This is a genomic window from Pseudooceanicola marinus, from assembly GCF_020177265.1.
Taxonomy (GTDB): Bacteria; Pseudomonadota; Alphaproteobacteria; order Rhodobacterales; family Rhodobacteraceae; genus Pseudooceanicola; species Pseudooceanicola marinus_A.
Genome location: NZ_JAIVMC010000001.1, coordinates 235,724 through 261,095 on the forward strand (window position 1 = coordinate 235,724; position 25,372 = coordinate 261,095).

Genomic DNA, 25,372 nt, shown 5'->3' on the forward strand with positions numbered 1-25,372 from the left:
GGCCGTCTTGCCCTATCTATATCGTTTTCGCGTCTCGTCTCAATCGCTTCCTGCCCCGGACGTGCCGTTCTTCGCCTGCGTCTTTCTCCGGCGGCCTAGCTGCAGGATTTCGCCCGGGCGCTGCCGCCCGAGGAGGCGGAGAAGCCGCGCAGGCCGATGGTGAAGCTGAAGTCGGTGGAGGGCGACAGCACGGTGGAGGAGGCGAAGCTGCGCGACATGGCGACCGAGACATCGACGCATTCGTTCGACCAGGTCACGCCCAGCCCGGCCTCGGCCAGGCGGTCATCGGCCACGTCGTAGCGGAAGTTGGCGGAGGTCAGCCAGCTGTCGTTCCAGCGGTAGTCGCCGTCGAGCAGCCATTCGGAGATCACGTTGGGCCGGTCTTCCGCCAGATCGTTGCCCAGCCAGACATAGGCGGCGGCGATGGCGGCGCGATCATTCTCCCAGGCGGCGCGGGCCTCGGCCTTGGACGGGTCGAGCGCGTCGGAGAAGAGCCCGCGGGCCGCCAGCGACCAACCGTCCGGGCCCGCGATCTGCCCGGCCACCAGCAGGTCCGAGACCTCGCCGCTGAGACCGGAGGTGGTCGAGAAGGCCGGGTCGGGGTTTTCCTGCACCACCTGGCCCAGCACCAGCCGGCCTTGCCAGCCGGAGGGATCATAGTGGGCCCAGGAGATGCCGTAGGCGCCGCGCCAGCCCCGTTCGCGCCGGTCGGGCGCGGTGAAACGGGTCAGGCCCAGCAGGTTGCCTTCGTCGAATTCCAGCCGGGTGCTTTCGTCGTTGGCCACCTCCAGGTCGCTCCCGCCGGACCAGGCGATCTGGGCCACCGGCTCGATCACCTGTGTCGCCCCTGCGGCGGTCGACCGCGACATGGGCCAGCGCAGGGTCAGCGCGGTGGTCGGCGTCACACCGGTCTGATCGGAGGGCAGGGTCACGTCCTGCACGGTGTGGAAGGCGTCCGCGGCGACGCCGGTCATCACCTCGGCACGGATCCCGGCGGGCAGGGTGAACCAGCGCCGCCAGTCGGCGCTGACAGTCAGCCGGGTGACATCGCGCCCGTCGACCACGCTGTCGGCATCGGGCCCGTCGGTGTCATCGCGGGAATAGCGGACATGGCTGTGCGCCTCGGTGCGCAGTCGCAGCTCGCCCCCGGTGCGGTCGGGGAAGAAACGGCGTTCATAGCTGGCATCGCCGATGATCGAGGGCAGGGTGGAATTGTCCTCGTCCTCGCGCAGCGAATAGTAATGCGTCAGCGCCACCGAGGCCCATTCGTCGCGCCGCGCCCGTTCCACCGCCAGCCGGCTGTCCAGCCGGTCCTTGTCGGAATAGTTGTAGTCGTTCAGGTAGGCGTCATCCGCCACCGCCTCGATGTCGAAGCTCAGGACGTAATCCCGCGGCAGGTCGAACCGCCCCGCGGCCTCGATATACCCGCGCGCGTCCTCGTCGGTCATCAGGTCATCGCTGGACAGCGCCCCGGAGATGCCTATGGCGCCGGTGCGGAAGGCCTGGCGATAGCGGAACTCCAGCGTCTTGGTGTTCTGCGACACGTAGGGCGTCAGCAGCAGGTCGCGCTGGTCGTCGATGGCCCAGAAGTAGGGCAGTTTCAGCCCGGTCCCCAGCAGGGAGTTCCGCTTGATCGAGGGGATCAGGAAGCCCGTGGCGCGGGTCTGGCTGGGATCGGGCATGCGCAGGTGCGGCAGGTAGAGCAGCGGCACGCCCATCACCTCGAACCGCGCCTCGTCGAAATAGAGCTGGCCCTCCGCCTCGTCGTGGGTCACCCGCTTGGCGCGGATCTGCCACAGCGGCGGCTTGCCGGTCTCGCAGACCTGGCAGGAGGATACGGTGGCCTTGTAGAGCGAGTTGTAGCGATCCTCGCTGCGGCTCAGCTGCGCGGCGGCCAGTTGCACCTGGCTGGACAGCATCATGCGCGCGCCCGAGAGAAGCCCGTTGCGCAGCTCGGCGTCCAGTTCGGCGGCATCGGCCACGATCAGCGTGTCGCCCCCTTCCTCGGTGATGCGGATCGGGCCGTCGACCTGCAAGGTGCCCTCGGCCTGGTCGAAGCTGATGCGCGTGGCGGTCAGGCGGGTGCCGCCCTGAAGCGCCTCGACATTGCCCTCGGCCACGATGCGGTCGTTGCCCGCAAGATAAACCTGGTCGGCGATCAGCATCGCCGGATCGGCCGCCAGGGCCGGGCGCGGCAGCGTGGTCAGGGCCGCAAGGGCCAGCGCCAGGGCGGCGGCACGGGGAGCGTGGCGCAGGCGGGCAAAGGGGGCGGCCATCTATCCGTCCTCCATCTGTAGCAAAAGCCCTGTGGACAGCAGCAGCGCCGCCACAGGGGGCGCCCAGGCGGCCAGGAGGACGGGGATCTGCCCGTTCTCGCCCAGCACCTGCGCGAAGTTGCGAATGTAGTAAAGGGTGAAGCCCAGCAGGATGGCGATCAGCACCGATTGCCCGGTCTTGCCAAAGCGCGCGGGACGCATGGTGAAGGCCGCCGAAACCACGACCAGCGCCAGCAGGAACAGAGGGCGGGCCAGTTCCATGTTGAACCATACGGCATGTCGCCGGGCGGAGAACCCGGCCTGTTCGAGTTGCGAAATATAGGAGGGAAGCTCCCAGACCGGGATCGCCGACGGGTCGCCGAAACTGTCGCGGATGCGCTCCTCGGTCAGGGTCGAGGGCAGGGAGTAGTGGCCGTGGGTTTCAGCCTCGGCCTCGGGGTTGATGCCGTTGGCGAGAGGCCAGATCTTCACATTGTCCAGCTCCCAGGCGCCCTGCACCAGTTGCGCATGGCCGGCCTCGATGCGGCGCAGCGGGCCGCCTTCCTCGCCATTGGGGCCGAGCGGCGCGTAGGAGATCATGGTGACGTCGTAAAGTTCGGTCGCCTGCGGGTTGGACCGCGCGGCGCGGATCACCGTCTGCCCCTCGTCACCGCCCTGGCGCAGCCACAGCCCCTCGGCGGAGACCGACAGCGTGTCGCGCCCGCCCGAGCGGTAGCCCTCGGAGACGTCGTTGTAGCGTTTCGACGTGGAGGCGACGATCGGGTTGAACATGGCCACGGCCACGATGCCGATCACCAGCGCCACGCCCAGGGGCGCCAGCAGGGTCTTCAGCGCCGAGCGCCCGGTGGCGCGGGCCACGACCAGTTCCGAGGACCGCGACAGGCTGATGAACAGCGCCACCGTCGCCAGGATCATGATCAGCGGCAGGATTTCATACAGGCCGCGCGGCGCGTTCAGCAGCACCAGGCCAATGATCTGGCCCAGGTTCACGTCATAGCTGGACATCCGCCGCACCTGTTCCGCCAGGTCGATCATCGACGACAGCAGGAAGAAGATGCCGAAGACCATGGCAAAGCTGCGGGCGAAGCGGCGGGCGAAATAGGCGTGCAGGATCATGCGGCCGCCCCCAGCCCGGTGTCACCCCGCGGGCGGCGCGGACGGCGGGCGCGGCCGGCCCACCACAGCAGCAGGATGGAGATCACCATCCCCGTGGCCGAGGGCAGGTACAGCAGTGGCCAGAGCGTGCCATCCCGGCGCACGGTGTCGGTCACGTTGCCCTCGACGAATTTCACCACCACCAGCAGCAGGATGGCGAAGATGATCTGCCGCCAGACCCCGAAGCGGGAGAAACTGCCGATCTGCAGCGCCGAGAATCCGATCAGCGCCGCCACCAGGCACAGCAGGGCCTGGGCGATGCGGTCGTTGCCCTCCTCGATGGCGCGGCCGGGGGTGGACCTGGTGCGCAGCGCCGCCTCTTCCGGGGTCAGCAGCAGCTCGAAGGTCGACAGGTCGCGCAGCCCGTAGCGTACCGCGCCCGAGGTGTCGATCAACGCGCCGAGATCGTAGGCGAAGTCCTGGAAATGGGTGGTGTAGAGGCGATTGGTGGCCAGGGTCAGGCTCTGCGCCAGCCCGTCGATCATCACCAGCTTCGGATCGGCCGGCAGCTCCGGGTCCTCGTTGGCATTGACCAGGTAGGCGCGGGCGGCGGAGAAGGTCTGCACCTCCTCGCTGTCGCGGCGATCGGACAGGAAGACATCGTGCAGCGTGCCGTCGGCGTCGATCGCCCGGATGTAGAATGTGATGCCCGCCGCCGGGTGCAGGAAGGTGCCCTCCGTCAGCATCCGCGCGGTGACGTTCTGCGAAATCTCCTGGTCGCGCCGCTCGATCTCCGCATGGCTCATCGGCACCAGCAGATGGGTCAGCATCGACATCATCAGCGCGGTGATCAGGCCGAACCACAGGACCGGGCGCGCCAGTCGCCAGGGAGAGAACCCGGTGGCCTGCATCACCACCAGTTCGGATTCGGAGCTGAGCCGGTTGGTCACGTAGACGGCGGCGGCGAAGACGGCCATCGGCAGGATCTGCCGGATCACGTTGGGCAGGGTCAGCGCGGTGTATTCCAGGAAGACGGCGGCGGATTGCCCGTCCGCGATGAGCTGATCGAACAGACGCACGGCCGAGTTGATCCAGTAGATCGCCACCAGGACCAGGGCGAAGAACCCGAAGAGCATCATCAGCTGCGACAGGATATATCTGTCGAATCGCGCCACGCGCACCCCCCAAGGCGGCCGCGTCTCGTCGGCCCTTCGTTCTTTGATCTATTCGGTCCGCCGCAGCAGACACAGGCAGCAGCGGGTCGCCCCCCGGCGCTCCGCGTGGAGGAAAGTCTAGCGGGTTTCCCCGGCCGGGAAAACTGCATTCTGGTCATTGCGGCAGTGGCAGGCTAGCTTCGCCGCAAAGCCGGGGACGGCGGGCGCCGGGCGGGCCGGGACGCGGCCCGCGTCTTGCTGCCGTCCGCCCAAAGACCCGGCCGCTCACCTGATCCGGAAGGAAGACACCCGTGACTGATCCCGTTGTCCTGACATTCGCCGAAACCGATCTGACCGACCTGGCCACGCGTCCGGGCCGCATTGCCCTGGTGATCGAACCCGAGGGCAAGATGACGGCGCCGGTGCGGCGGGTGAACAAGCTGACGCGCGGCGCCATTTCGCGGCTGACCGAGGCCGAGAGCTGGGCCGATCGCAAGCCGGGGGAGGTGATCACCCTGGCATGGCCCCAGGGCCTCGCCGCCGAGGCGCTGGACGTGGTGATCCTGCCGAAGAAGCCTGAGGCGGCGCTGGCACGACGCACCGGCGCCAAGCTGGGCAAGTTGCTGGACAAGGCGGGCATGCTGGTTCTGGCGGGCAACCTCAAGGCGCCCGAAGAGCTGGCCCTGGGCCTGAGCCTGCGCGCCTACGATTACGACGCGCAGAAGACCACCAAGGCCGATCCCAAGGGCGCCGTCACAATGATGTGCGCCGCGCCGCTGCCGGAGGCGGGGGCCGTGGACGCGCTGGCCCAGGGCGTCTTCTTCACCCGCGATCTGGTCAATGCCCCGGCCAACGTGCTGACAACGCAGGCCTTTGCTGACCAGCTGGCCGAGCTACACTCTCTGGGTCTGGAGGTCGAGGTTCTGGAGGAACCGGCCCTGCGCGAGCTGGGCATGGGCGCCCTGCTGGCCGTGGGCGAGGCCTCGGTCACGCCGTCGAAGGTGGTGGTGATGCAGTGGAAAGGGGGGGCAAAGGATGCCGCGCCCCTGGCCCTGGTCGGCAAGGGCGTGGTCTTCGACACCGGTGGCATCAGCCTGAAACCCGTGGGCGGCATGGAAGACATGACCATGGACATGGGCGGCGCGGGCACCGTCGCCGGCGTGATGAAGACCCTGGCCTTGCGCAAGGCCCAGGCCAATGTCGTGGGCCTCGTGGGGCTGGTCGAGAACATGCCCGCGGGCAATGCCTATCGCCCCGGTGACGTGCTGACGACGATGAAGGGCGACACGGTCGAGGTGATCTCCACCGACGCAGAGGGGCGCCTCGTCCTGGCCGACGTGATGTGGTACGCGCAGGATCGCTTCAAGCCTGCGGGGATGATCGACCTGGCCACGCTGACCGGGGCTGCGATCATCGCCCTGGGTCATGAGATGACAGCGGTCTATGCCAACGAGGACGACTTCTGCGGTGAGTTCCTGAAGGCGGCGGGCAGCGAAGGCGAAGGTGCTTGGCGGATGCCGCTGGCGCAGGGCTACGACGACCAGCTGAAAAGCCGCATCGCCGACATGAAGAACCTCGGCGGGCGCCCCGCGGGCTCGGTCACCGCGGCGCAGTTCCTGAAACGCTTCGTGAAGGACGAAACGCCCTGGATCCACCTCGACATCGCCGGCACCGCCTCGATCAAGGCGGGCACGGATCTGGCCCCCGCCGGGGCCACCGGCTGGGGTGTTCTGGCGCTGAACCGGCTGGTTGCCGACGCCTTTGAACGCGGGGAGGGCTGAGCCCTTGGGCGAGGTCTATTTCTACCACCTGACCCGGTCCACCGTGGACGGGGCGCTGCAGAACCTGCTGCCGCGCGCGCTGGCCGCCGGCTGGCGCGTGGCGGTGCGCGGGCAGGATGCCGACCGGCTGAACTGGCTGGACCAGAAGCTGTGGCTGGGGCCCGAAGAGGGGTTCCTGCCGCATGGCCAGGACAAGGATCCCCATGCAGAGCTGCAACCCGTCCTGCTGACCCTCGGCCAGCCCGCCAATGCGCCGGATTGCCTGGTGACCATCGACGGCGCCGCGCTGGAACCCGAAGAGGTGAGCGGCGTGAAACGGGCCTGCATCCTGTTTGACGGGCATGACGACCCCGCGGTGCAGCAGGCCCGCGTGCAGTGGAAAGCCCTGACCGGCGCGGGCTGCGCCGCCGTCTACTGGTCCGAGGAATCCGGCCGCTGGGAAAAGAAGGCGGAGAGCGCGGGGAAATAGGCATCGCGCGCCCTCAGGCGGCGCGCTCCGCCGCCAGCGCGATGTAGACCCCGTTGCTCCATCCGAAACCGTCCTGAAGCTCGTATTCGCCGCCCCCGCTGGGGGCCAGAGGGTCCAGGACGTTGTATTTCTCGACGAACTTTCCGGTGGCGTTGAAGACGGCATCGCAGGTCGCCAGCCAGCGGTCGCGGAGCGTGTCCGCCAGCCCATGATGGCCGTAGTGGCGCAGCCCCTGCACCGCGATCCATTGCAGCGGCGCCCAGCCGTTCGGGCTGTCCCATTGCTGGCCACTGTCGATGTCGGTGGTCACCAGCCCGCCGGGCCGCAGCAGATGCGCCTCGGCCCAGGCGGCGGCTTGGTCGGCCTGGGCCTGGCTCGCGGCCCCGGCCCAGAGCGGGAAGAGACCGGCGGCACTGGTCACCGACAGCAGCCCCTCGTCCCGGTGCAGGTCGAAGAAATAGCCACGCTCGGGGCAGAAGCAATGATCGCGGATCGCCGCCGCGCGTCGCTCGGCCGTGGCCTCCATGGTCGCCGCGTCCTCGTCGCGCCCCGCGGCCCCGTAGGCCTCTGCCAGCAGCCGCTCCATCTCCAGCAGGATCGCGTTCAGGTCGACGGGGAAGATTTCCGTCGTGCGGATCGTGCCCAGGTCCATCGGGTCCTTCAGCCAGCGGGAGGAGAAGTCCCAGCCGCTTTCGCAGGCGGCGCGCAGGTCGCGGAAGAAGCCTAGATGGCGGCTGGCGTGTTCGGTCCAGTCCAGGTCGGTGCCGTACATCTCGATCCGGGGGCCGGTGCCCTCGTCCCAGTAGGTCGTCAGATCGCCGGTGCCCCGGTGCGGCGCGCAGAAATAGGCATACTCCCGGGCCATGGGCGCCAGGTAATGTTGCAGCACGCCCGCCCGGTCGCCGATGGCGTCACCGTAATCGGCGACCATGCTGGCGAAGAAGGGCGGCTGCGAGCGGGTGAGGAAGTAGCTGCGGAAGCCATTGGGGATGAAGCCGAACTGCCCGATGGCATGGGCGAAATTGTCCAGCATGTCGCGCACCAGCGCCTGGCGCCCGCTGCGCAGCAGGCCGAGGCAGGTGAAGTAGCTGTCCCAGTAATAAGCCTCCTGGAACCGCCCGCCGGCGATCACGTAGGGGTGCGGCAGCGGCACGCGGGTCGAGCGTTCGGCGGGGTCGTCGGCGGGGCGGGTCAGATGCGGCCAGACCGCCTCTAGGTGCTGCGCCGCGCCGTGGGCCGGATCGGTGCGATAGCTTTCGCCCGCGGGCGTCGCGGGGCGGAACCAGGCGGCGTAGAAGGCGCGCAGGTCCGGTGCGCCACTTGCCGCAGCCTTCGCCGCGGCATAGGCGGCGCGGATCTCCTCGGCGGGGGCCAGCAGGATCGAGTCGGAGATGACCTTTTCATCCGGCCAGAGGCCGGAGACATGCAGGTCGACGAACAGCTCCTTCAGGCTCTGGTCGAGGTATTCCATGGGGGCTCCTGTGGCTCGGTTGCGTGCCGGAGGGGCGGTAGCGTGTGATCCGAGCCTATCGGCTGCGCGGGCGGAAGGGCAACCGAGGGCCGGGCGGAGGGCGGCTCGGCACCACGGGGCCGGCGCGTGATGCCGGCGCAAGAGGCAGGACGCCCGCAGCCTTCCGTGCGGGCTGCGGGCGTGCCAATCGTTGTGTGAAGATCAGGCCGGCGGCCGGGGTCTCACAGCGCCCAGAACCGCTCCGCCTGGCGTGCGGTCCACAGCAGGTCCAGCTCCACCCCGTCCTCGGTTTGGCGTTCCGCCTGCACGATGCCTTCCTTGAAGGCCCAGGCGCGGCGCTTGCCGTCGGAGTAGGGCAGGACCACCGTCTCGCGCCGGCGGTCGGCGTCCAGCGCGCGGGTGACCTCGGTCAGCATCGCGTCGAGGCCCGCGCCGGTGATGGCGGAGATCGGCAGGATCTTGGGATCGCGGTCGGCCGCCGTCAGCAGCCGCGCCTCTTCGTCCTCAGGCAGCAGGTCGATCTTGTTCCAGACCTCCAGCACCGGCACGTCCTCGCTGAGGCCCAGGTCGGTCAGGATGTCCTCGACATCGGCCTTCTGTTCGCGGGTCTCGGGGTGCGAGATGTCGCGCACGTGCAGCACCAGGTCTGCCTCCAGCACCTCTTCCAGCGTGGCGCGGAAGGCCGCGACCAATTGCGTGGGCAGGTCGGAGATGAAGCCCACGGTGTCGGAAAGGATCACCTCGGCCCCGGTTTCCAGCTTCACCCGGCGCATGGTCGGGTCCAGCGTGGCAAAGAGCATGTCCTTGGCCAGCACGTCCGCCCCGGTCAGCCGGTTGAACAGCGTGGATTTCCCGGCGTTGGTGTAGCCCACCAAGGCGACGATCGGGAAGGGCACCTTGGCGCGCGAGGCGCGGTGCAGCTCGCGCGTCTTCACCACCTTTTCCAGCTGGCGGCGCAGGCGCACCATCTGGTCGTCGATGGCGCGGCGGTCCGCCTCGATCTGGGTTTCGCCGGGACCACCGACGAAGCCGAGGCCACCGCGCTGGCGTTCCAGGTGGGTCCAGGCGCGCACCAGGCGGGTCCGCTGGTAGCCGAGGGCGGCCAGTTCCACCTGAAGCACGCCCTCGCGGGTGCGCGCGCGGTCCGAGAAGATTTCCAGGATCAGCCCGGTGCGGTCCAGGATCTTCACGTCCCAGGCCTTCTCCAGGTTGCGCTGCTGCTTCGGCGACACGGGGCCGTCGATCAGCACCAGTTCGGCCTCGGCCGCCTTCAGCGTCGCCTTCAGCTCTTCGACCTTGCCGGATCCGAAAAGGGTTTTGGGTTGGGGCGTTGCGATCCGCACCAGCTGTTCGCCCACCACGTCGAGTCCGGGCAGGGCATGGGCGAGGCTCACGGCCTCCGCCAATGCGTAAAGGGGCGCGTGACGCGCCTCTTCTCCCTTGAACTCGGGATGGATCACGAAGGCGCGGGTCGGCGCCGTCTCATGTCCGATCAATTGTCGCCGTCGCCTTCATAGAGGGAAATGGGCTGCGAGGGCATGATGGTCGAGATCGCATGCTTGTAAACCAGCTGTGCCTGGCCGTCGCGGCGCAGCAGCACGCAGAAATTGTCGAACCAGGTGATCACGCCCTGAAGTTTCACGCCGTTGATCAGGAAAATCGTTACCGGAACCTTGGTTTTCCGAACGTGGTTCAGGAATGCGTCCTGAAGGTTCTGTCTATCGGAAGCCATTCTTGTTACGCCTTTTTTTCGTTTATTATTTGCCGTTCGCGGCTCTTGCAGAATTAACGCATCGAGTATGGGGGCCATACGGGGAAGATTCCACCCCCGATCTTTGGGTTTTCAACGCCCGAACGCGCGATTGCGTCAGTCCCGCCACAGGTCCGGGTTGAAAAGCGCCAGAATGGCCAGCAATTCCAGCCGCCCCATGATCATCACCGCACAAAGCGTCAGCTTGGCGGCGCTCGACAGCTCCAGCAGGGCCACCGGTTCGGCGCCGCCCGTCACCGTCAGCTGCCCGGCATTGGCCAGGGCCGCGACCGACAGCACCGTGGCCTCCTCGAAGTTGATCCCGAAGAGCGCCAGCAGGGTCATCGAACTGGCCAGCACGATGGCGAAGAGCATGAAGAAGACCCAGGCCTGGAAGGCGCCGTGGCGGCGGATACGGCGCCCGGTTATGCCGCTGCCCGAGACCGAAGAGGGGTGCACAAGCCGGTCCATCTCGCGCCGCCCCTGGAGGTAGAGCGTGTAGACCCGCAGCAGTTTCACGCCCCCCGCGGTCGTGGCCACGCCGCCGCCGATCATCGACAGCCCCATCAGGACCATGCCCGGCGTCGTCAACCCCGACCAGTCCTGCGCGGTCTGCCACTGCTGGCTTTCCCAGCCGGTCGTCGTCAGGAAAGACAGCACGGTGAAGACCGCGCCCCAGAGCGCGCCGAAGCCCAGCCCCAGATCATCGGCGGCCTGCACGTCGAAGGCCCCGATCCAGTGACGCAGGAACAGCAGCAGCGGCACCACGGCGACCAGCGACAGGCCGACGCGGAACTCCGGGTCCTTGTGCAGGCCGATGCGCGCCGTCACCGTGTCCGAGGAGAACGCCACGCGTGACAGGGCAAACAGCAGGAAGAGCGCGATGAAGACCTCGCCAAGCACGCCCGAGCCCGAGTGCGACGGGCCGCCCACGGGGCTGATGCCCGAGGTCGACATGGTGGCCATGGCATGCATCAGCGCGACCAGCGGCCGGTCGCCGGCGATCAGCAGCAGCACGCAAAGCGCGAAGGTCAGCCCGACGTAGATCGGCCCCAGCTGGATCGCGCCGCGGATCACCCGGCGCATGACGCCGGCGCGCTGGAAGCGGGCCATGCGGGTCGTCGTCTCGTCCCGGCCGGCGGCGGTGATCTCGAACCCGCCGAGCGACAGCGGCGCCATCACGGCGGCGGCGCAGACCCAGATCATGAAGCCGCCCATCCAGGCCACCTGGGCTCGCCACAGGTGTAGCGGCGCGTTCAGCCGGCGCGGATCGTCGAAGAAGGTCATGCCGGTGGTGGTGAAGGACGATACCATCTCCACGTAGGCGTTGATGAAGTGAGTGTTCGGCAGGCTCTCGGCAAAGGGCACGGCCAGCAGCAGCGGCAGCACCAGGAAGGCCGCGAAGAGCGACAGAAGCGCCAGCAGATCGGCGCGGCCCGTCGTTTCCTCGGGGCGGGCGCCGCGCGCGAGACCGATCATCACCGCCAGCGCGGTGCCCAGAAGCGCGGTGTAGAAAAAGTGCCGCGCGGTGGAGAAATCCTCGACCCCCAGGGCCAGGCCCGCCGGCACCAGCATCGACAGCGACAGCAGCGCGAACAGGACGAGGAACAGGGGCTGCCCCTCCAGGAGGGGACGCAGCCCGCGGGCATTGGACGGGGAGGCGGCGCGCACCGGCCCGGTCCTAGAAGTAGTCGATGGAGACCTGCAGCAGGCGCTCCACCTCCGGCACGTCCGCCGACAGCGCGAAGAGGACGATGGTGTCGCCCTCGTCGATCACCAGATCGGCCTGCGGGCGCAGGACCTTCTCGCCCTTCAGCACGGCACCGACCAGCACGCCTTCGGGGAAGGCGATGTCGCGGATGGGTTTGCCGGACATGGGCGAGGTCGACAGCACCTCCGCCTCGATGACCTCGGCCTCGGCGTCGCCGATGGAATAGACGCCGCGCACGCGCCCGTGCCGGATGTGGCGCAGGATCGAACTGACGGTGGTGGCGCGCGGGTTGATGTAGGCGTCGATGCCCAGGGGACCCATCAGCGGCACCAGGGTGGGGTCGTTGATCAGGGCGATGGCCATCGGGCAGCCCAGGTTCTTGGCCCGCACGGCGGCCAGCATGTTGGTCTTGTCGTCATCGGTGATGCACAGCACCGCGTCGGCGCGGGCGATGCCCGCCTCGGCCAGCAGCGCGCTGTCGAGCCCGTCGCCGTTCAGCACGATGGTCCGTTCCAGCACGTCGGCGGCCCGTTCGGCCACCTTGCGGCTTTTCTCGATCACCTTGGCGCGGATGCGGCGGCTCTGGCTTTCCAGCCGCTTGGCCACGGTCTGGCCGACGTTGCCGCCGCCCAGGATCACCACGCGGTCCTGTTGCTTGTTCGACTTGCCGAAGACCTCCAGGCAGCGCGACACGTCCTCGGAATGGACGCAGACATAGCATTCGTCTGCGGGGAAGATCTGGTCGTCGGCCTCGGGCGCGAAGAGGCGCCCGTCGCGGCGGATGCCCACGACCACGGCCCGCAGGGTCGAGAAGAGGTCGGTCAGCTGGCGTAGGGGCGTGTTGACCACCGGGCAGTCGCCGTCGATCTGGATCCCAAGAAGCTGCGCGCGCCCGCCGAGGAACTGTTCCACGTCGAAGGCCGCCGGCGCCGCCAGGCGCTGCAACGCGGCCTCTGCCACCTCCAGCTCGGGCGAGATCACAACGTCGATCGGCATGTGGTCGCGGCGGTAGAGGTCGGAATAGATGGCGTCGAGGTAGCTGCGCGCCCGCAGGCGGGCGATCTTGCGCGGCACCGAAAAGACCGAATGCGCCACCTGGCAGGTGACCATGTTCACCTCGTCCGAAAAGGTGGCGGCGATGATCATGTCGGCGTCGCGCGCGCCGGCCTGGTCCAGGATATCGGGGTAGGAGGCAAAGCCCGCGATCCCCCGCACGTCCAGCGTATCCGTTGCGCGCCGCACCAGGTCGGGGTTGTTGTCGACGACGGTCACGTCGTTGTTTTCACCGGAAAGATGCCGCGCGATCTGCCAGCCGACCTGGCCCGCACCGCAGATGATGACTTTCATGGGTCCCGATCCCGTCTTGTCGCTCGTGTCGCCGAACGTCCGTTCTGAATGACCTGCATGGCAGGTTGCCCCAAAAGGGTCAATTCAATTCCCCCGCCGCGGCGGGCGGGGGCGGCGGCAGGGCCAATGGATGGGCCGCGATGGGCCGGAAACGGGCGCGGGGCAGGGCGCAGGAGCGCAGGCCGTGGGGGCGGTTAGCGCGCCGGGCGCAGGCGGGTGACGCCCACGGCGGCGGCGCGCGCCAGTGCCTCGTCCAGCGACATGGGGATGTATTCCCCGCGCCGCCAGCGTTCGCCGAGGTCGTCGTAGTGGCGCGACAGGAAATGCCCCGACTGTCCCGTGGCGGTGATGAAGACCGAACTGTCGGGATCGGCGAAATCGTAGACCCCACGGTAGCCCGCGCCATGCACGTTCAGGTAAGGGTTCGGCCCGGTGCCCTTGGTCAGCCCGCGCATCAGCGTGTTGTCCCCGCCCGAGGTGCTTTGGCGGATGTTGACGAAATGGCGCAGCACCGGCACCTCGCCCAGGACCGGGTGGTCGTGGGTCGCCTGGTGCAGATCACCCCAGCGGAGGCTTTCCAGGTTCTCGCCGTAGCGTTCCGAGATCTCCAGCAGGGCGGCATCCAGCGCCTGGCGCGAGACGTCGGCGCAGGTTTCGGTCACCGTGGATTGCAGGACGTCGCACCAACGCGCGGCGCCGTCGATGTCGCGGAAGACCCGCTCGATGAAGACCGGATCGACATGGGTGAAGTCATCGGCCACCGGGCCCAGTTCGTCGCGGATCAGCTTCTCCTGCAGGGTGCGCAGCCAGGTGGCGTACAGCAGCGGCTCGGGCAGATGTTCGTTCATCTCGCCGTTCCAGTTGGCCAGCAGGGTCAGCGCATCCTGGCGCAGCCGTTCCGGCGTGCCTTCGGGGGCCGCATCGCCGGTGAACCACAGGTCGCGGCCGATGAGCGGCAGCAGCGACCGGGCGGTGAAGGAGACGGTATCCAGCTGCGCCTCGATGAAGCTGTCGCGGGTGTGCACCTGCCGCGTCTGCATCAGGCGCTGCCAGCGATGGATGCGCTGCGTGTCGCCCCAGTCGAAGCTGACGTGCTCGGGGAAGGGGCGGTCGACGAACTTGTTGTTGGTATTGCCCAGCAGGCCACCCTCGGGGTCGATGAACTCCGGGTTGTCCTCGTAGGGCAGCAGGCCTTGCCAGCGGTTTTCCGGCTTCCAGCCCAGTGACGGCAGGCGGCCCTGGCTGTCGTGGCGGATATCGCGGGCGGGCATGGCGCCGATGGTCTTGAACCCGATCCCCGCGGCATCGGCCAGCGTCAGGTTCTGCGACGGAGCGATGTGATAGCGCCCGGCGTCGATGGCCTCCTCGACATTGCGGGCATACATCAGCTCGACCCCGGCGGTGACCGTGGTGTCATCGGGCGACAGCGCCGTCCAGGCGACGGAGGCGACGTGGCCTGAGGGCGTGACCGAGGCCAGCTTGTAGTGGCTGCCGGGCATGACGGGGCCGTTTTCCGTCCAGCGCAGGGTCAGGGTGACGGGCGCGGCGTCCTTCACGTTGATGATCGACTGCCGGGTGCGGAAGGGCGCCCAGCCGTCGGGCGTGCGATATTCCTCCGGGTTTTCGGGGTTCACCTCTTCCATGTAGACGTCGAGATCGTCGAGGTAGGAGGAGGTCAGCCCCCAGCCCAGGAAATGTGACCGCCCCGACAGGATCGAGGGCAGGCCGGGGATGGTGGCGCCGATGACGCCGCCCTGTTGCAGCTCCATCCGAGCAAGATACCAGATCGCCGGCGCGGTGAAGCCCAGGTGCGGGTCATTGGCCAGCAGCGTGCCGCCGGTGGCCGAGCGCGCGGGCGCGGCGGCAAAGGCGTTGGAGGCGCCGGCCATGTCGCGGGCCGGGAAGGGCGAGAGGCCAGTTTCCGGCAGGCCCTGGGCGGTCATCCCGGGCACGGGGGCCTCCAGTGCGGCGAACCGGGTCAGGCTGCCCTCGGGCATCAGCGAGGCATAGTCGGGCGCGGCGATCGCGGGCCCCGGCGCATCGGGCAGGATGTCGGCGAGCATGTCGGCCTCGGGCAGCGCCAGGGAGACGCGGGCACGTTCCACCTCGCTGTCCAGCGCGCCGGACAGCTGCACGGCCATCAGCTTGCCGATCGCGATGGAATCGGCGGGCTGCCAGGGGGCGACGGGGGCGTTGAACAGGAACATCTCCGGCGCGCCGCGGCCCAGGGCATCCTCGTTGATCTCGGTCAGCCGGGCGTTGACGCCTGCTGCATAGGCGGTCAGGGCGGCGCGGGTGCGCGCGTCCTGGTCGGGGACCGACTCGATCGCCAGCCGGTAAAGGTCGAAGCGGCGCATGATCCGGTCGACGGGCAGGGTGCGCAGGCCGAAGACCTCCGACAGGCGCCCCTGGGCGGTGCGTCGCAGGGTCATCATCTGCCACAGCCGGTCCTGCGCATGGGCGTAGCCCAGGCCGAAAAAGACATCCTCGTCGCTTTGCCCGAAGATATGCGGCACGTCCGCTGTGTCGCGCACGATCTCCAGCGGGGCGGACAGCCCCTCGACGGTCAGCGTCTTGTCGTATTCCGGCAGAGATCGCGCGGCGAGATAGTAGATCCCCGCGATCACCACGACGGAGAGAAAGACGAGGCCTCCGGCCAGGCGGAGCAGCCAGCGGAACAGGAGTGTCATGCGATCTTCAGCCCTTATGTCCTTGTCCCGTCCCGAAAACCGGTCCGGTCTGCGGCCTGCCTCGGCCCTTGCCTTCCGGCAGGCAGCCGGACAGTGTGGCGTCAGATGAGAACAGACCTGCCGGGGGATGACCCGGCGGGGGCACCAATACAGGGGAATGAGCCATGGTGAAAGTCGCCTTTCTGGGATTGGGCGTGATGGGCTATCCGATGGCGGGCCACCTGGCCGCCAAGGGCCATGACGTCACCGTCTACAACCGCACCAGCGCCAAGGCGGAGGCCTGGGTGGCCGAACATGGCGGCGCCTTCGGGGCGACGCCGGCCGAGGCCGCGACGGGCGCCGAGATCGTCTTCACCTGCGTCGGCAACGACGATGACCTGCGCGCCGTCTGCGCGGGTGAGGATGGCGCCTTTTCGGGCATGTCCGAGGGCGCTGTGCTGGTCGATCACACCACGGTCTCGGCCAAGGTCACGGCAGAGCTTTACGCCCTGGCCGCCGACACCGGACTTGGTTTCGTAGATGCCCCCATTTCCGGCGGGCAGGCGGGGGCCGAGAACGGCGCCCTGTCGGTGATGTGCGGCGGCGACGAAGATGTCTTCGAGCGGGTCGCGCCGGTGATCGACGCCTACGCCAAGATCTGCCGCCTGATGGGACCCTCGGGCGCCGGCCAGATGACCAAGATGTGCAACCAGATCGCCATTGCCGGGCTGGTGCAGGGCCTTTCCGAGGCGCTGCATTTCTCCGAGAAGGCCGGGCTGGACGGTGAAAAGGTGGTCGAGGTCATCAGCCAGGGCGCGGCCGGATCCTGGCAGATGGCCAACCGCTACAAGACCATGCTGGCGGATGAGTTCGAGCATGGCTTTGCCGTCGACTGGATGCGCAAGGACCTCGGCATCTGCCTGTCGACGGGCGACGAGATCGGTGCGCCTCTGCCCGTCACCGCGCTGGTCGATCAGTTCTACAAGGACGTGCAGGCCATGGGCGGTGGCCGCTGGGATACCTCAAGCCTCATCAAGCGCCTTAAGGCTTTCGAGTAAGTATCTGGCAGAAAAAAGAAAAGGGGGCTTTTTCGCCCCCTTTTCCGTGTCCGCCAAACAGGCCGCTCAGTGTGGCGAGGCGTTGGAGAAGACCTGGATCACCACGATACCCGCGCCGATCAGCAGCATGCCAAGCACGGCCGCCAGGTCGAGCTTCTGCCCGAAGACAACGAAGCCGATCAGCGCAATGAAGACGATCCCCATCCCCGACCACAGGGCATAGACCACGCCCACGGGCATGTGCCGCAGGGTCAGCGACAGGAAATAGAAGCTGGCGCCATAGGCCACGACCGTGACGATGGCGGGCACCAGCCGGGTGAACTGCTGGCTGGCGTGCAGGGCCGAGGTGCCGATGGTTTCCAGCGCCACGGCGATGATGAGCGTGAGGTAGGCGGGCAAGGGCGTTGTCCTGGATTGGGGAGAGGCGGGCCAGCTGGCCCGTCAGGTGGCGACGTACCAGTCCTTGCGGTGGTTGATCGCGATGACGAAGTTGACCACGATCGCCCCCAGCAGGGACCAGAGGAAGGCGCCGCCCGGCAGCACGAAGAAGGCCACGGTGAACAGGCACAGGTCGAAGGTCAGCTGGGTCCAGCCGGCGCGGAAGCCGATCTTGTCCTGCAGGTAGAGCCCGAGGATACCGATCCCGCCCAGCGAGGCGCCGTGCCGGAAGAGCGCCAGCAGGCCCGAGCCGGTGACGAAGCCGAAGAGGATGGCGCCGACCCAGGGCGTCAGCTCGGCGAAGAGGATCTCGGTGCCGAGGAACTTCGACAGCAGCGACAGCATGGCCACCGCGATGAAGGTCTTGATGGTGAACCGCAGGCCCATGCGCGAATAGCCCAGCCAGTAGAAGGGCAGGTTGACCACGAAGAAGACAGGGCCAAAGCTCCATCCGGTGATGTAGGAGATCAGCACCGCAAGGCCGGCGGTCTGGCCCGTCACCAGCCCGAGATGGGTCAGGATGACGATGCCGAAGCCGCACATCGTGGTGCCGTAGATCAGCCCCTGCGCATCTTCCAGCAACGTGTGATTGCCCTTGCGCACGGCCACCTGGGCCTCGGCCTCGGTCGCGGTTTCCGTCCCGTTGCTCATGCAGTTCTCCCCGTCGGCCCCTCCCGCGGGGCGCCTGTCGTCCCGTCCGTCCTAGTCCGGGGTCGGAGGCCTGTCCAGAGCCTGTCCGGCCCGCAGGTGGACGGGTCAGTCCGCGATATAGCGGTCGCGGCGGTGGTTGAAGGCGATGACGGTGTTGAGGATGACGGCCCCGAAGAGCGAGTAGAGCACGGTGCGCGTGTCGAAGAGGAAATAGGCCACCGCGAAAAGCACCGCGTCGATGATCAGCTGCACATAGCCCGCGCGGAACCCGGTCCGGTCCTGCACCATCAGCGCAATCACCCCCAGGCCGCCCAGTGACCCCTTGTGGCGGAAGACGCCCAGCAGGCCATAGCCCGTCAGCACCCCGAAGATCGCCGTGCCGAGGATCGGGTTCAGGTACTCGAACTGCAGTCCCAGGGGGATGTAGTCCACCAGCAGCGACAGCGCGGTGACGCAGAAGAAGCTCTTCAGCGTGAACTCGGCCCCCAGGCGTTTCCAGGCGAAGGCGTAGAAGGGCAGGTTCACCAGGAAGAAGACCGTGCCGAAGCTCCATCCCGTGACATAGGCGATGATCAGGGCCAGCCCCGCGGTCTGGCCGGTGATGAAGCCCAGCGAGGAGATGAAGACGATCCCCGTCGCCGTGGTCAGAAGCGCGATGGCAAAGCCCTGCGCATCTTCAAACGGCGTATGGGACTGGCGGTATTCGGTCGGGATCGGAAAGGGGGCCGGCATGGTCAACTCCGTGTTCGGACGGGTGAGAGACGACGATATAGGTCAGTAATGCTTCCTTTCTACCGTGCCTTCGGGGGAAGAGACCAGAGCCCAAGCGAGCCTGCCCGCCAGAACGGCGCGTCACCTGGCCGATCTGACCGGATCTGCCCAACAATCGGCCCCGGACATTACGGGTGGCGGCTTTCCTCCGGCCCCGGACCGCGATGGAACCCGGGCCGGGGGGCTGCGTGTTGGTTGGATGAACGGGGACGAGACGTCCCACCGACATGAGCCGAAAGGAGACATCCCGATGCCTAACATCGCACAATCCCGTATCCTGATCCTTGCCACCGACGGTTTCGAGCAATCCGAACTGGAATTCCCCCGCGACAAGCTGCGTGAGTGGGGCGCTGACGTGAAGGTGGCCAGCCTGGACGGCAAACCGATCCGTGGCTGGGACGACAAGACCTGGGGCAACGAGGTCGAGGCCGACCTGTCTCTGACGGACGCCCGCGCCCCTGATTTCGATGCCATCGTCCTGCCGGGCGGCCAGATCAACCCCGACGTGCTGCGCACCAAGCCCGAGGCGGTGGAGCTGGTGAAGGCGTTCCATGATGCCGGCAAGATCGTCGCCGCGATCTGTCATGGCCCCTGGATGCTGGTCGAGGCTGGCGTGGTGAAGGACCTGCCCGTCACGTCCTTCCCGTCGATCCGCACCGACCTGGAAAACGCCGGTGGCATCTGGGAGGACAGCGAAGTCGTCTGCGAGAAAGGGATCGTCACCTCGCGCAACCCCGGCGATCTGGAGGCCTTCGTGTCGAAGATCGTCGAAGAGGTCCGCGAGGGGCGTCACACACGGCGGGCTGCCTGATACAGGCGCTCTCTACAGCCCGACCGTGGGGCCGGTCCTTCGGGGCCGGCCCTTCTGTTTGCGCGGTACCTTGAATGGCAATGCTTTCAATTTTCGTCATTTGAGTTGTCCGCTTAACCGCCCGGCAAGGGACGCCCCTTAGCGTCGCCCCGGTCAGCGAGCGAGAGGGCAGCATGATCCAGATTTTCGGCGGCAAGCGCGGTGAGGCGGCGGCGACCTGTGCCGACGAGATTGCGGCGATCGACGGCTCGCATCTGTTGGTGCGCTACGACATGCAGGGCACGATCCTGTCGGTCAACGATACCTTCTGCCGGGAAACCGGCCACCGGCGAGAGGAGGTCGTCGGCCAGCCCTACCTGACTCTGGTGCGCCAGAAGGATCATGACCTGCCGGAGGTGCGCAACCTCTGGCGCGACATGGCCGAGGGCAAGGTCATCAACCGCATCGTGCCCCGGCTCAACGGCGAGCAGGAGGAAGACTGGTTCGATGTGACCTATGCCCCCGTCGCCGCGCCTGAGGGTGGCTACAGCCATGTGATTTCCGTTGCGCGCAAGATATCGGCGCATCATTTCCGCCGCCGCGACAACCGCAGCCAGGTGGATGCGGTGAAACGCTCCATGGCCGTGGTGGAGTATGACCTCGACGGCACGATCCTCGACGCGAACGAGATATTCCTGAAGCCCATGGGCTACGATCTGGGCGACGTGAAAGGCAAGCATCACCGCATCTTCATGGCGCCCGAAGAGGCCGGGGGGGCCGACTACAAGGCCTTCTGGGAGCGGCTGCGGCAGGGCTCCTCCGAGAAGGGCCAGGTGCAGCGGCGCGACCGCATGGGGCGGATCCGCTGGCTGGAGGCCACTTATGAAACCCTGATCGATCCCGAAGGCCGTCCGTTCAAGGTCGTCGAATATGCTTTCGACGTGACCGAGGCCAAGAATCTGGAGGCCGATGCGGCCAGTCAGATCGACGCGATCCAGAAGGTGCAGGCGGTCATTTCCTTTGACACCACCGGCAAGATCCTCAGCGTCAACGACCGCTTCTGCGAGGCCATGGGCTATAGTCGCGACGAACTGGTCGGGCGGCCCCATTCGATGTTCGTGCCCGCCGACTACGCCCGGTCTGATGACTATCGTCAGTTCTGGGAAGACTTGCGCGCCGGGCGCGAGAACGCGGGCAATTTCCAGAGGATCGGCAAGGGCGGGCGGATCGTGCATATCCGTGCCAGCTACAACCCGATCCTCAATGCCGCCGGGGAGGTGGTGAAGGTGGTGAAATACGCCATCGACACCACGGCGCTGCAACTGGCGGTGGACACGATGCAGCAGGGGCTGGACCGGCTGGCCGCCGGCGACCTGTCGGTGCGGCTGGAACAGAACCTGGGCGACCTGGACATGATCCGGCAGAAGTTCAACGAGGCGGTCGGCAAGGTCGACGAGGTGATCGGCCAGGTGCTGGCGCGGGCCAGCGATGTCTACGGCGAAACCGGCGCGATCACCGGGGCCACCACGGAGCTGTCGCAGCGCACCGAACAGCAGGCGGCAACGCTGCAGACCACGGCCGCGGCCCTGACCGAACTTTCGGCCTCGGTCCAGCATGCGGCCGAGGCGGCGAGCGAGGCGCAGGACAAGGCGGACCTGGCGAAGAAGAGTACCGAGGAGACGGGTCGCGTCGTCGGCGACGCCGTGGGCGCGATGACGGAGATCCAGGAAAGCTCCAACCGGATCACCTCGATCACCAATGTCATCGACGACATCGCCTTCCAGACCAACCTGCTGGCGTTGAACGCGGGCGTCGAGGCGGCACGGGCGGGCGATGCCGGGCGCGGCTTCGCCGTCGTGGCGCAGGAGGTGCGGGCCCTGGCGCAACGGTCCTCCGATGCGGCGCGCGAGATCGCCGAGCTGATTGCCATGTCGACGCGTCAGGTGGGCCAGGGGGTCGACCTGGTGGGCCGGGCCGGGCGCTCGATCGAGGAGATCGACAGCCGCTTCGGCGAGATCAACCGTATCGTCGCCCAGATCGCCACCTCGTCGCGGGAGCAGGCCATGGGCATCTCCGAGATGAATTCCTCGGTCAGCGACCTCGATCACGCCACGCAGGAAAACGCCGCCATGGCAGAGGAAACCAGCGCGGCTATCCAGACCTTGGCAGAGGGCATTGCCGACGTTCAGCAGGCAGTCAGCTATTTCGCGGGCGCTGCCCAAGCGGGGGCACCGCGCGGACCGTCCCTGCGCCGCGCCGGCTAGAGGCGGGAGCCGGGAAGCGGCGATCCTCGGCCCCATGCGGCGCAAAGACCTGCTGCGGGAGAGGCGGCCTTGTCGGAAAGGAGGGGTTCGTCCCGGAAGTCCTGCCGACCACCGTCGCGGCGACGCGTGCTGTCTGTCTCTGACAGGGCGCGGCGTCTTGGGGTGGGCAGGACAAGCCGGCCAGTGGCTTGGAGAGGGCATCGCAGAGCAGGCCGGGACACAGTCGGTCAGGCGTGGGACGCGCCGCACCAGAGCCCCGAAGGCACAGAGCTTGGCTTGGGGCCACGGGGCGCTACGACGCCGGTCTCTTCTCGCAGAGTGAGTCCACCCAGGGCGATCTGCGCCGGCGTCAGCCGTCATGACGCGATTATTCATCTTCCAGAGTTTGAGTAACTTTGATTTGCCCCGTAATCTGCCTTGGGACGTGCCCCGGCCGTTGCCAGCCTGGGGCTGTCCAGAGAGGGAGTTCTATTCAATGGCATTTACTTTACGGCGGTTCTCGCCACCCCGCAGTTTGCTCGGGCGCGTTGTCGCGTCGGTCTTGCTGTCCACCTGCATCGCGGGCGCCGCCGCGGCCTCTTGCGACGGCTACTGGGATGAAGGCGACCGCCAGTATGATCGCGCCGATGCCCTGTACCTGCGGGTCGAGCGCGGGATCGAGAGCCTGAGAGGCGCCTCGGTGGATGCCGCCGCCTGCAATGCGATCCGCAGCTACCAGGGAATGATCGGGGAGGCCCGTGGCGCCTTCCGTGACTCGGCCGAAAGCTATCGGAAGGCAATTTTCGCCTGCGCCGATGCTTATAACTCGACCCGGGACGGCTACTACCTGCAACTCAGCGAGGATGCCCGCTACAACCGGGATGTGTCGATGGAGTCCGTGGACTATTCTGGCGACCTGCGGGACTGGCTGAGCCGCGAGGTCCGGCGCTGCGACTGATCCGCCGGCGCCAGTTCCGGTCCTGACGCCCCCCTGAACGACAAAGGCCCGCGCGGGGCGCGGGCCTTTGCATCTCTCAAGCCGCGCGGCGGCCTCAGCCGGCCAGCGCCTTGTTCAGGTTCTCGTCCACCTTTTCGAGGAACTGCATGGTTGTCAGCCAGCCCTGGTCGGGGCCCACCAGCAGCGCCAGATCCTTGGTCATGAAGCCGTTCTCGACCGTCTCGACCACGACCTTTTCCAGCGTGGTGGCAAAGGCCATCAGCGCGGTGTTCCCGTCCAGCTTCGCACGGTGCTTCAACCCGCCGGTCCAGGCGTAGATCGAGGCGATCGAGTTGGTGGAGGTCGACTTGCCCTCCTGGTGCTGGCGGTAGTGACGGGTCACCGTGCCGTGCGCTGCCTCGGCCTCGATGATCTTGCCGTCCGGCGTCATTAGCTGCGAGGTCATCATGCCCAGCGAGCCGAAGCCCTGGGCCACGGTGTCGGACTGCACGTCACCGTCGTAGTTCTTCAGCGCCCAGACGAACTTGCCGTTCCATTTCAGCGCGCAGGCCACCATGTCGTCGATCAGCCGGTGTTCGTACCAGATCTTCTTGGCCTTGAACTGCTCCTCGAACTCCTCCTCGTAGATCTCCTGGAAGATGTCCTTGAAGCGGCCGTCATAGGCCTTGAGGATGGTGTTCTTGGTCGACAGGTAGACCGGCCAGCCCAGGCTCAGACCATAGTTGAAGGAGGCACGGGCGAAGTCGCGGATCGACTGGTCGAGGTTGTACATGCCCATGTAGACGCCGGCCGAGGGCGCGTCATAGACCACCTTCTCGATCTCGGTGCCATCGTCGCCGACGAATTTCATCGTCAGCTGGCCCTTGCCGGGGAAGGTGAAATCTGTGGCCTTGTACTGATCGCCGAAGGCATGGCGGCCCACGACGATGGGAGAGGTCCAGCCCGGCACCAGGCGCGGCACGTTGCGGCAGATGATCGGCTGGCGGAAGACCACACCGCCCAGGATGTTGCGGATCGTCCCGTTGGGGCTGCGCCACATCTTCTTCAGGCCGAATTCCTCGACCCGACCTTCGTCGGGGGTGATCGTGGCGCATTTAACGCCGACGCCCACTTCCTTGATCTTGTTGGCGGCGTCGACGGTGATCTGGTCGTCGGTTTCATCCCGGACCTGGATCGACAGGTCGTAATACAGCAGGTCGATGTCGAGATAAGGTTCGATCAGCTTCTTCTTGATGAAATCCCACATGATGCGGGTCATCTCGTCGCCGTCGAGTTCGACGACGGGGTTCTCCACCTTGATCTTCGTCATGGGCTGGCTCCCTGCGATATCTGGAACGGGCTGGAATCAAGCCGCGCGCGGCTTTCATCGCCTCTGTAGACTAAAGAGACGTTAGCGGGAACCCTAGGTATGCTGTTGTATACAGAAAAGTGAGCCGGGATCTGCGTCCCGCCGGAACGGGCGGGGCGGATCGGCGTCAGACGTCGCGCTTACGCTCCAGCCGGCGCATGCGCAGCAGCATTGGCATGGCGATGCTGCACAGCACGATGGTGGTCAGAAGCTGCGGCAGGATGGTGCCGTTGAAGGCCTGGGCGACGAGGGTGGAGATCACCGCCGCCACGATGGTCGAGATCGCGCCGAGGACCGAGGCCGCCAAGCCGGCGATATGGCCGATGGGTTCCATGGCCAGCGCGTTCAGGTTGCCGATCGACAGGCCCATCTGGAACATCGCGGCGCCCTGCCAGATCACGTAGACGAAGAAATAGGGGCTGTAGCCAGGGGTATGCGGCAGCACCAGGTGCGCCACCAGTAGGGCCAGGGACATGGCGAGGAAGATCGCCTGGGTCGTGGTGATGATCAGGCGCATGCCGAACCGGCCGACCAGGGCCGCGTTGACCATGGAGGATGTGGCGCAGAACAGGCCGATGCCGAAGAACCAGACGGGGAAGACCTCGCCCAGCTCGAAGATGCGGCCGAAGGTCGGCTCGATCATCGAGATCGAGGTGAACATGACCGAGAAGATCGCCGTCTGCACCATCACCGACAGGCGCACCATGGGGATCGCGAACATCTCCTGCAGGGCATGCCAGAGGGCGACGACGCGGAACTTCTGGCGGCGTTCGCGGGGCAGGGGTTCCGGCAGGCGGGCCATCAGCCAGGTGGAGCCGACGATGGAGAAGAGGAAATAGGCCAGGAAGATCGAGCGCCAGCCGCCGGCGGAGATGATCCAGTCACCGATCATCGGCGCCATGGCCGGGAAGACGGTGAAGACGATGAAGACGAAGGAGATCAGCCGCGCCATTTCGCGGCCCGCGTAGAGATCCCGGATGATGGCGATGGCCACCACGCGCGGTGCCGAGGCGCCCAGCCCCTGCAGGACGCGCCCGATCACCAGCCATTGCAGCGACGGCGCCTGCCAGGCGATCAGTGCGCCCGCGATATAGACCACGGCGCCGAACAGGATCACCGTCTTGCGCCCGAAACTGTCCGACAGCGGCCCGGTGAACAGGGTGCCTACGCCCATGCCCACCATGAAGGACGACAGCACCAGCTGGGCATCCTTGGCGTCGCCCCCGGCCAGTTCGCGCCCGATCTCCGTCAGGGCCGGCAGCATGGAGTCGATGGAGAAGGCCACGGTCGCCATCGTCATCGCCATCAGCGCCACGAATTCGACGGGGTGCAGGCGTTTGGGCATGGGAAATGTCTTTCGTCTGAGGGATCTCGTCTTGATGCATGCCGCTA

General features: G+C 67.1%; 20 protein-coding genes. 6 read left to right on the forward strand and 14 right to left on the reverse strand.

What is annotated here, in order from left to right; translation table 11 throughout:
• Positions 1 to 95: 95 nt before the first annotated feature.
• Genes LC066_RS01150 through lptF form a run of 3 tightly spaced genes read right to left on the reverse strand, consistent with a single transcriptional unit; the run spans position 96 to position 4,546 of the window.
• Entirely contained in the window at positions 96 to 2,276 is a 2,181-nt protein-coding gene (locus LC066_RS01150; protein ID WP_224896200.1) for an LPS-assembly protein LptD, read from the reverse strand.
• Complete coding sequence (gene lptG, locus LC066_RS01155; RefSeq protein ID WP_224896201.1) at positions 2,277 to 3,392, reverse strand: LPS export ABC transporter permease LptG; 1,116 nt, start codon at positions 3,390 to 3,392, stop codon at positions 2,277 to 2,279.
• Positions 3,389 to 4,546: an LPS export ABC transporter permease LptF gene (gene lptF / locus LC066_RS01160; RefSeq protein ID WP_224896202.1), complete on the reverse strand. Its 1,158-nt coding sequence runs from the start codon at positions 4,544 to 4,546 to the stop codon at positions 3,389 to 3,391. The genes lptG and lptF overlap by 4 nt, the downstream gene beginning before the upstream one ends.
• A 290-nt stretch (positions 4,547 to 4,836) precedes the next feature.
• On the opposite strand from lptF, the gene LC066_RS01165 reads away from it, so the two are divergent.
• Together LC066_RS01165 and LC066_RS01170 are read left to right on the forward strand one after the other, a co-directional pair.
• A complete protein-coding gene (locus LC066_RS01165; RefSeq protein WP_224896203.1) occupies positions 4,837 to 6,306 on the forward strand; it encodes a leucyl aminopeptidase in 1,470 nt (489 codons plus the stop codon).
• 4 nt (positions 6,307 to 6,310) lie between these two features.
• Positions 6,311 to 6,775: a DNA polymerase III subunit chi gene (locus tag LC066_RS01170; protein WP_224896204.1), complete on the forward strand. Its 465-nt coding sequence runs from the start codon at positions 6,311 to 6,313 to the stop codon at positions 6,773 to 6,775.
• Between the two features lie 13 nt (positions 6,776 to 6,788).
• Here the strand turns inward: LC066_RS01170 and LC066_RS01175 are convergent, their stop codons facing one another.
• From LC066_RS01175 to LC066_RS01200, 6 genes are all read right to left on the reverse strand, one after another.
• Positions 6,789 to 8,246 carry a trehalase family glycosidase gene (locus LC066_RS01175; RefSeq protein WP_224896205.1) on the reverse strand — a complete coding sequence of 486 codons (1,458 nt, stop codon included), beginning with the start codon at positions 8,244 to 8,246 and terminating at the stop codon, positions 6,789 to 6,791.
• A 221-nt stretch (positions 8,247 to 8,467) separates the two neighbouring features.
• A complete protein-coding gene (gene hflX / locus LC066_RS01180; RefSeq protein ID WP_222480201.1) occupies positions 8,468 to 9,742 on the reverse strand; it encodes a GTPase HflX in 1,275 nt (424 codons plus the stop codon).
• A complete protein-coding gene (hfq, locus tag LC066_RS01185; RefSeq protein WP_085890017.1) occupies positions 9,739 to 9,978 on the reverse strand; it encodes an RNA chaperone Hfq in 240 nt (79 codons plus the stop codon). The genes hflX and hfq overlap by 4 nt, the downstream gene beginning before the upstream one ends.
• Before the next feature lie 135 nt (positions 9,979 to 10,113).
• Positions 10,114 to 11,571, reverse strand: a complete 1,458-nt coding sequence (locus LC066_RS01190) for a TrkH family potassium uptake protein (RefSeq protein ID WP_224896703.1) — start codon at positions 11,569 to 11,571, stop codon at positions 10,114 to 10,116.
• A 106-nt stretch (positions 11,572 to 11,677) separates the two neighbouring features.
• The gene (gene trkA, locus LC066_RS01195) at positions 11,678 to 13,054 is read right to left on the reverse strand and encodes a Trk system potassium transporter TrkA (RefSeq protein ID WP_222480206.1); all 1,377 of its coding nucleotides are present in this window, start codon (positions 13,052 to 13,054) and stop codon (positions 11,678 to 11,680) included.
• 194 nt (positions 13,055 to 13,248) lie between these two features.
• Positions 13,249 to 15,744 carry a penicillin acylase family protein gene (locus LC066_RS01200; RefSeq protein WP_224896206.1) on the reverse strand — a complete coding sequence of 832 codons (2,496 nt, stop codon included), beginning with the start codon at positions 15,742 to 15,744 and terminating at the stop codon, positions 13,249 to 13,251.
• Positions 15,745 to 15,908: 164 nt separating this feature from the next.
• Here LC066_RS01200 and LC066_RS01205 point away from each other — a divergent pair, with 164 nt between their 5' ends.
• Entirely contained in the window at positions 15,909 to 16,781 is an 873-nt protein-coding gene (locus tag LC066_RS01205) for an NAD(P)-dependent oxidoreductase (RefSeq protein ID WP_224896207.1), read from the forward strand.
• A 66-nt stretch (positions 16,782 to 16,847) separates the two neighbouring features.
• Here the strand turns inward: LC066_RS01205 and LC066_RS01210 are convergent, their stop codons facing one another.
• The 3 genes from LC066_RS01210 to LC066_RS01220 form a co-directional block, all read right to left on the reverse strand.
• Entirely contained in the window at positions 16,848 to 17,180 is a 333-nt protein-coding gene (locus LC066_RS01210) for a DMT family transporter (RefSeq protein WP_222480212.1), read from the reverse strand.
• A 42-nt stretch (positions 17,181 to 17,222) separates the two neighbouring features.
• Positions 17,223 to 17,870 (reverse strand): YitT family protein, encoded by a 648-nt coding sequence (locus LC066_RS01215; protein ID WP_222480214.1) that lies wholly within the window; start codon positions 17,868 to 17,870, stop codon positions 17,223 to 17,225.
• A 105-nt stretch (positions 17,871 to 17,975) separates the two neighbouring features.
• A complete protein-coding gene (locus LC066_RS01220) occupies positions 17,976 to 18,602 on the reverse strand; it encodes a YitT family protein (RefSeq protein ID WP_222480216.1) in 627 nt (208 codons plus the stop codon).
• Between the two features lie 289 nt (positions 18,603 to 18,891).
• Here LC066_RS01220 and LC066_RS01225 point away from each other — a divergent pair, with 289 nt between their 5' ends.
• From LC066_RS01225 to LC066_RS01235, 3 genes are all read left to right on the forward strand, one after another.
• Positions 18,892 to 19,452: a type 1 glutamine amidotransferase domain-containing protein gene (locus tag LC066_RS01225; RefSeq protein ID WP_224896208.1), complete on the forward strand. Its 561-nt coding sequence runs from the start codon at positions 18,892 to 18,894 to the stop codon at positions 19,450 to 19,452.
• A 173-nt stretch (positions 19,453 to 19,625) separates the two neighbouring features.
• Entirely contained in the window at positions 19,626 to 21,695 is a 2,070-nt protein-coding gene (locus LC066_RS01230) for a methyl-accepting chemotaxis protein (RefSeq protein WP_224896209.1), read from the forward strand.
• Between the two features lie 541 nt (positions 21,696 to 22,236).
• Complete coding sequence (locus LC066_RS01235; protein ID WP_224896210.1) at positions 22,237 to 22,632, forward strand: hypothetical protein; 396 nt, start codon at positions 22,237 to 22,239, stop codon at positions 22,630 to 22,632.
• Between the two features lie 94 nt (positions 22,633 to 22,726).
• On the opposite strand, the gene LC066_RS01240 is transcribed toward LC066_RS01235, so the two are convergent.
• Both LC066_RS01240 and LC066_RS01245 read right to left on the reverse strand, forming a co-directional pair.
• Positions 22,727 to 23,941 (reverse strand): NADP-dependent isocitrate dehydrogenase, encoded by a 1,215-nt coding sequence (locus tag LC066_RS01240; RefSeq protein ID WP_224896211.1) that lies wholly within the window; start codon positions 23,939 to 23,941, stop codon positions 22,727 to 22,729.
• Positions 23,942 to 24,107: 166 nt separating this feature from the next.
• On the reverse strand, positions 24,108 to 25,325 hold the full coding sequence (locus LC066_RS01245; RefSeq protein WP_224896212.1) for a multidrug effflux MFS transporter: 1,218 nt from the start codon (positions 25,323 to 25,325) through the stop codon (positions 24,108 to 24,110).
• Between the last annotated feature and the right edge of the window lie 47 nt (positions 25,326 to 25,372).

Bases quoted from the DNA above. Each gene is read 5' to 3' on its own strand.
- LC066_RS01190 (WP_224896703.1), bottom strand. From the start codon at position 11,571: ATGCTGGTGCCGGCGGGCCTGGCCCTGGGGGTCGAGGATTTCTCCACC.
- trkA (WP_222480206.1), bottom strand. From the start codon at position 13,054: ATGAAAGTCATCATCTGCGGTGCGGGCCAGGTCGGCTGGCAGATCGCG.
- lptG (WP_224896201.1), bottom strand. From the start codon at position 3,392: ATGATCCTGCACGCCTATTTCGCCCGCCGCTTCGCCCGCAGCTTTGCC.
- LC066_RS01245 (WP_224896212.1), bottom strand. From the start codon at position 25,325: ATGCCCAAACGCCTGCACCCCGTCGAATTCGTGGCGCTGATGGCGATG.
- LC066_RS01225 (WP_224896208.1), top strand. From the start codon at position 18,892: ATGCCTAACATCGCACAATCCCGTATCCTGATCCTTGCCACCGACGGT.
- LC066_RS01220 (WP_222480216.1), bottom strand. From the start codon at position 18,602: ATGCCGGCCCCCTTTCCGATCCCGACCGAATACCGCCAGTCCCATACG.
- LC066_RS01150 (WP_224896200.1), bottom strand. From the start codon at position 2,276: ATGGCCGCCCCCTTTGCCCGCCTGCGCCACGCTCCCCGTGCCGCCGCC.
- LC066_RS01215 (WP_222480214.1), bottom strand. From the start codon at position 17,870: ATGAGCAACGGGACGGAAACCGCGACCGAGGCCGAGGCCCAGGTGGCC.
- LC066_RS01200 (WP_224896206.1), bottom strand. From the start codon at position 15,744: ATGACACTCCTGTTCCGCTGGCTGCTCCGCCTGGCCGGAGGCCTCGTC.
- LC066_RS01175 (WP_224896205.1), bottom strand. From the start codon at position 8,246: ATGGAATACCTCGACCAGAGCCTGAAGGAGCTGTTCGTCGACCTGCAT.
- hfq (WP_085890017.1), bottom strand. From the start codon at position 9,978: ATGGCTTCCGATAGACAGAACCTTCAGGACGCATTCCTGAACCACGTT.
- LC066_RS01240 (WP_224896211.1), bottom strand. From the start codon at position 23,941: ATGACGAAGATCAAGGTGGAGAACCCCGTCGTCGAACTCGACGGCGAC.
- LC066_RS01230 (WP_224896209.1), top strand. From the start codon at position 19,626: ATGATCCAGATTTTCGGCGGCAAGCGCGGTGAGGCGGCGGCGACCTGT.
- LC066_RS01205 (WP_224896207.1), top strand. From the start codon at position 15,909: ATGGTGAAAGTCGCCTTTCTGGGATTGGGCGTGATGGGCTATCCGATG.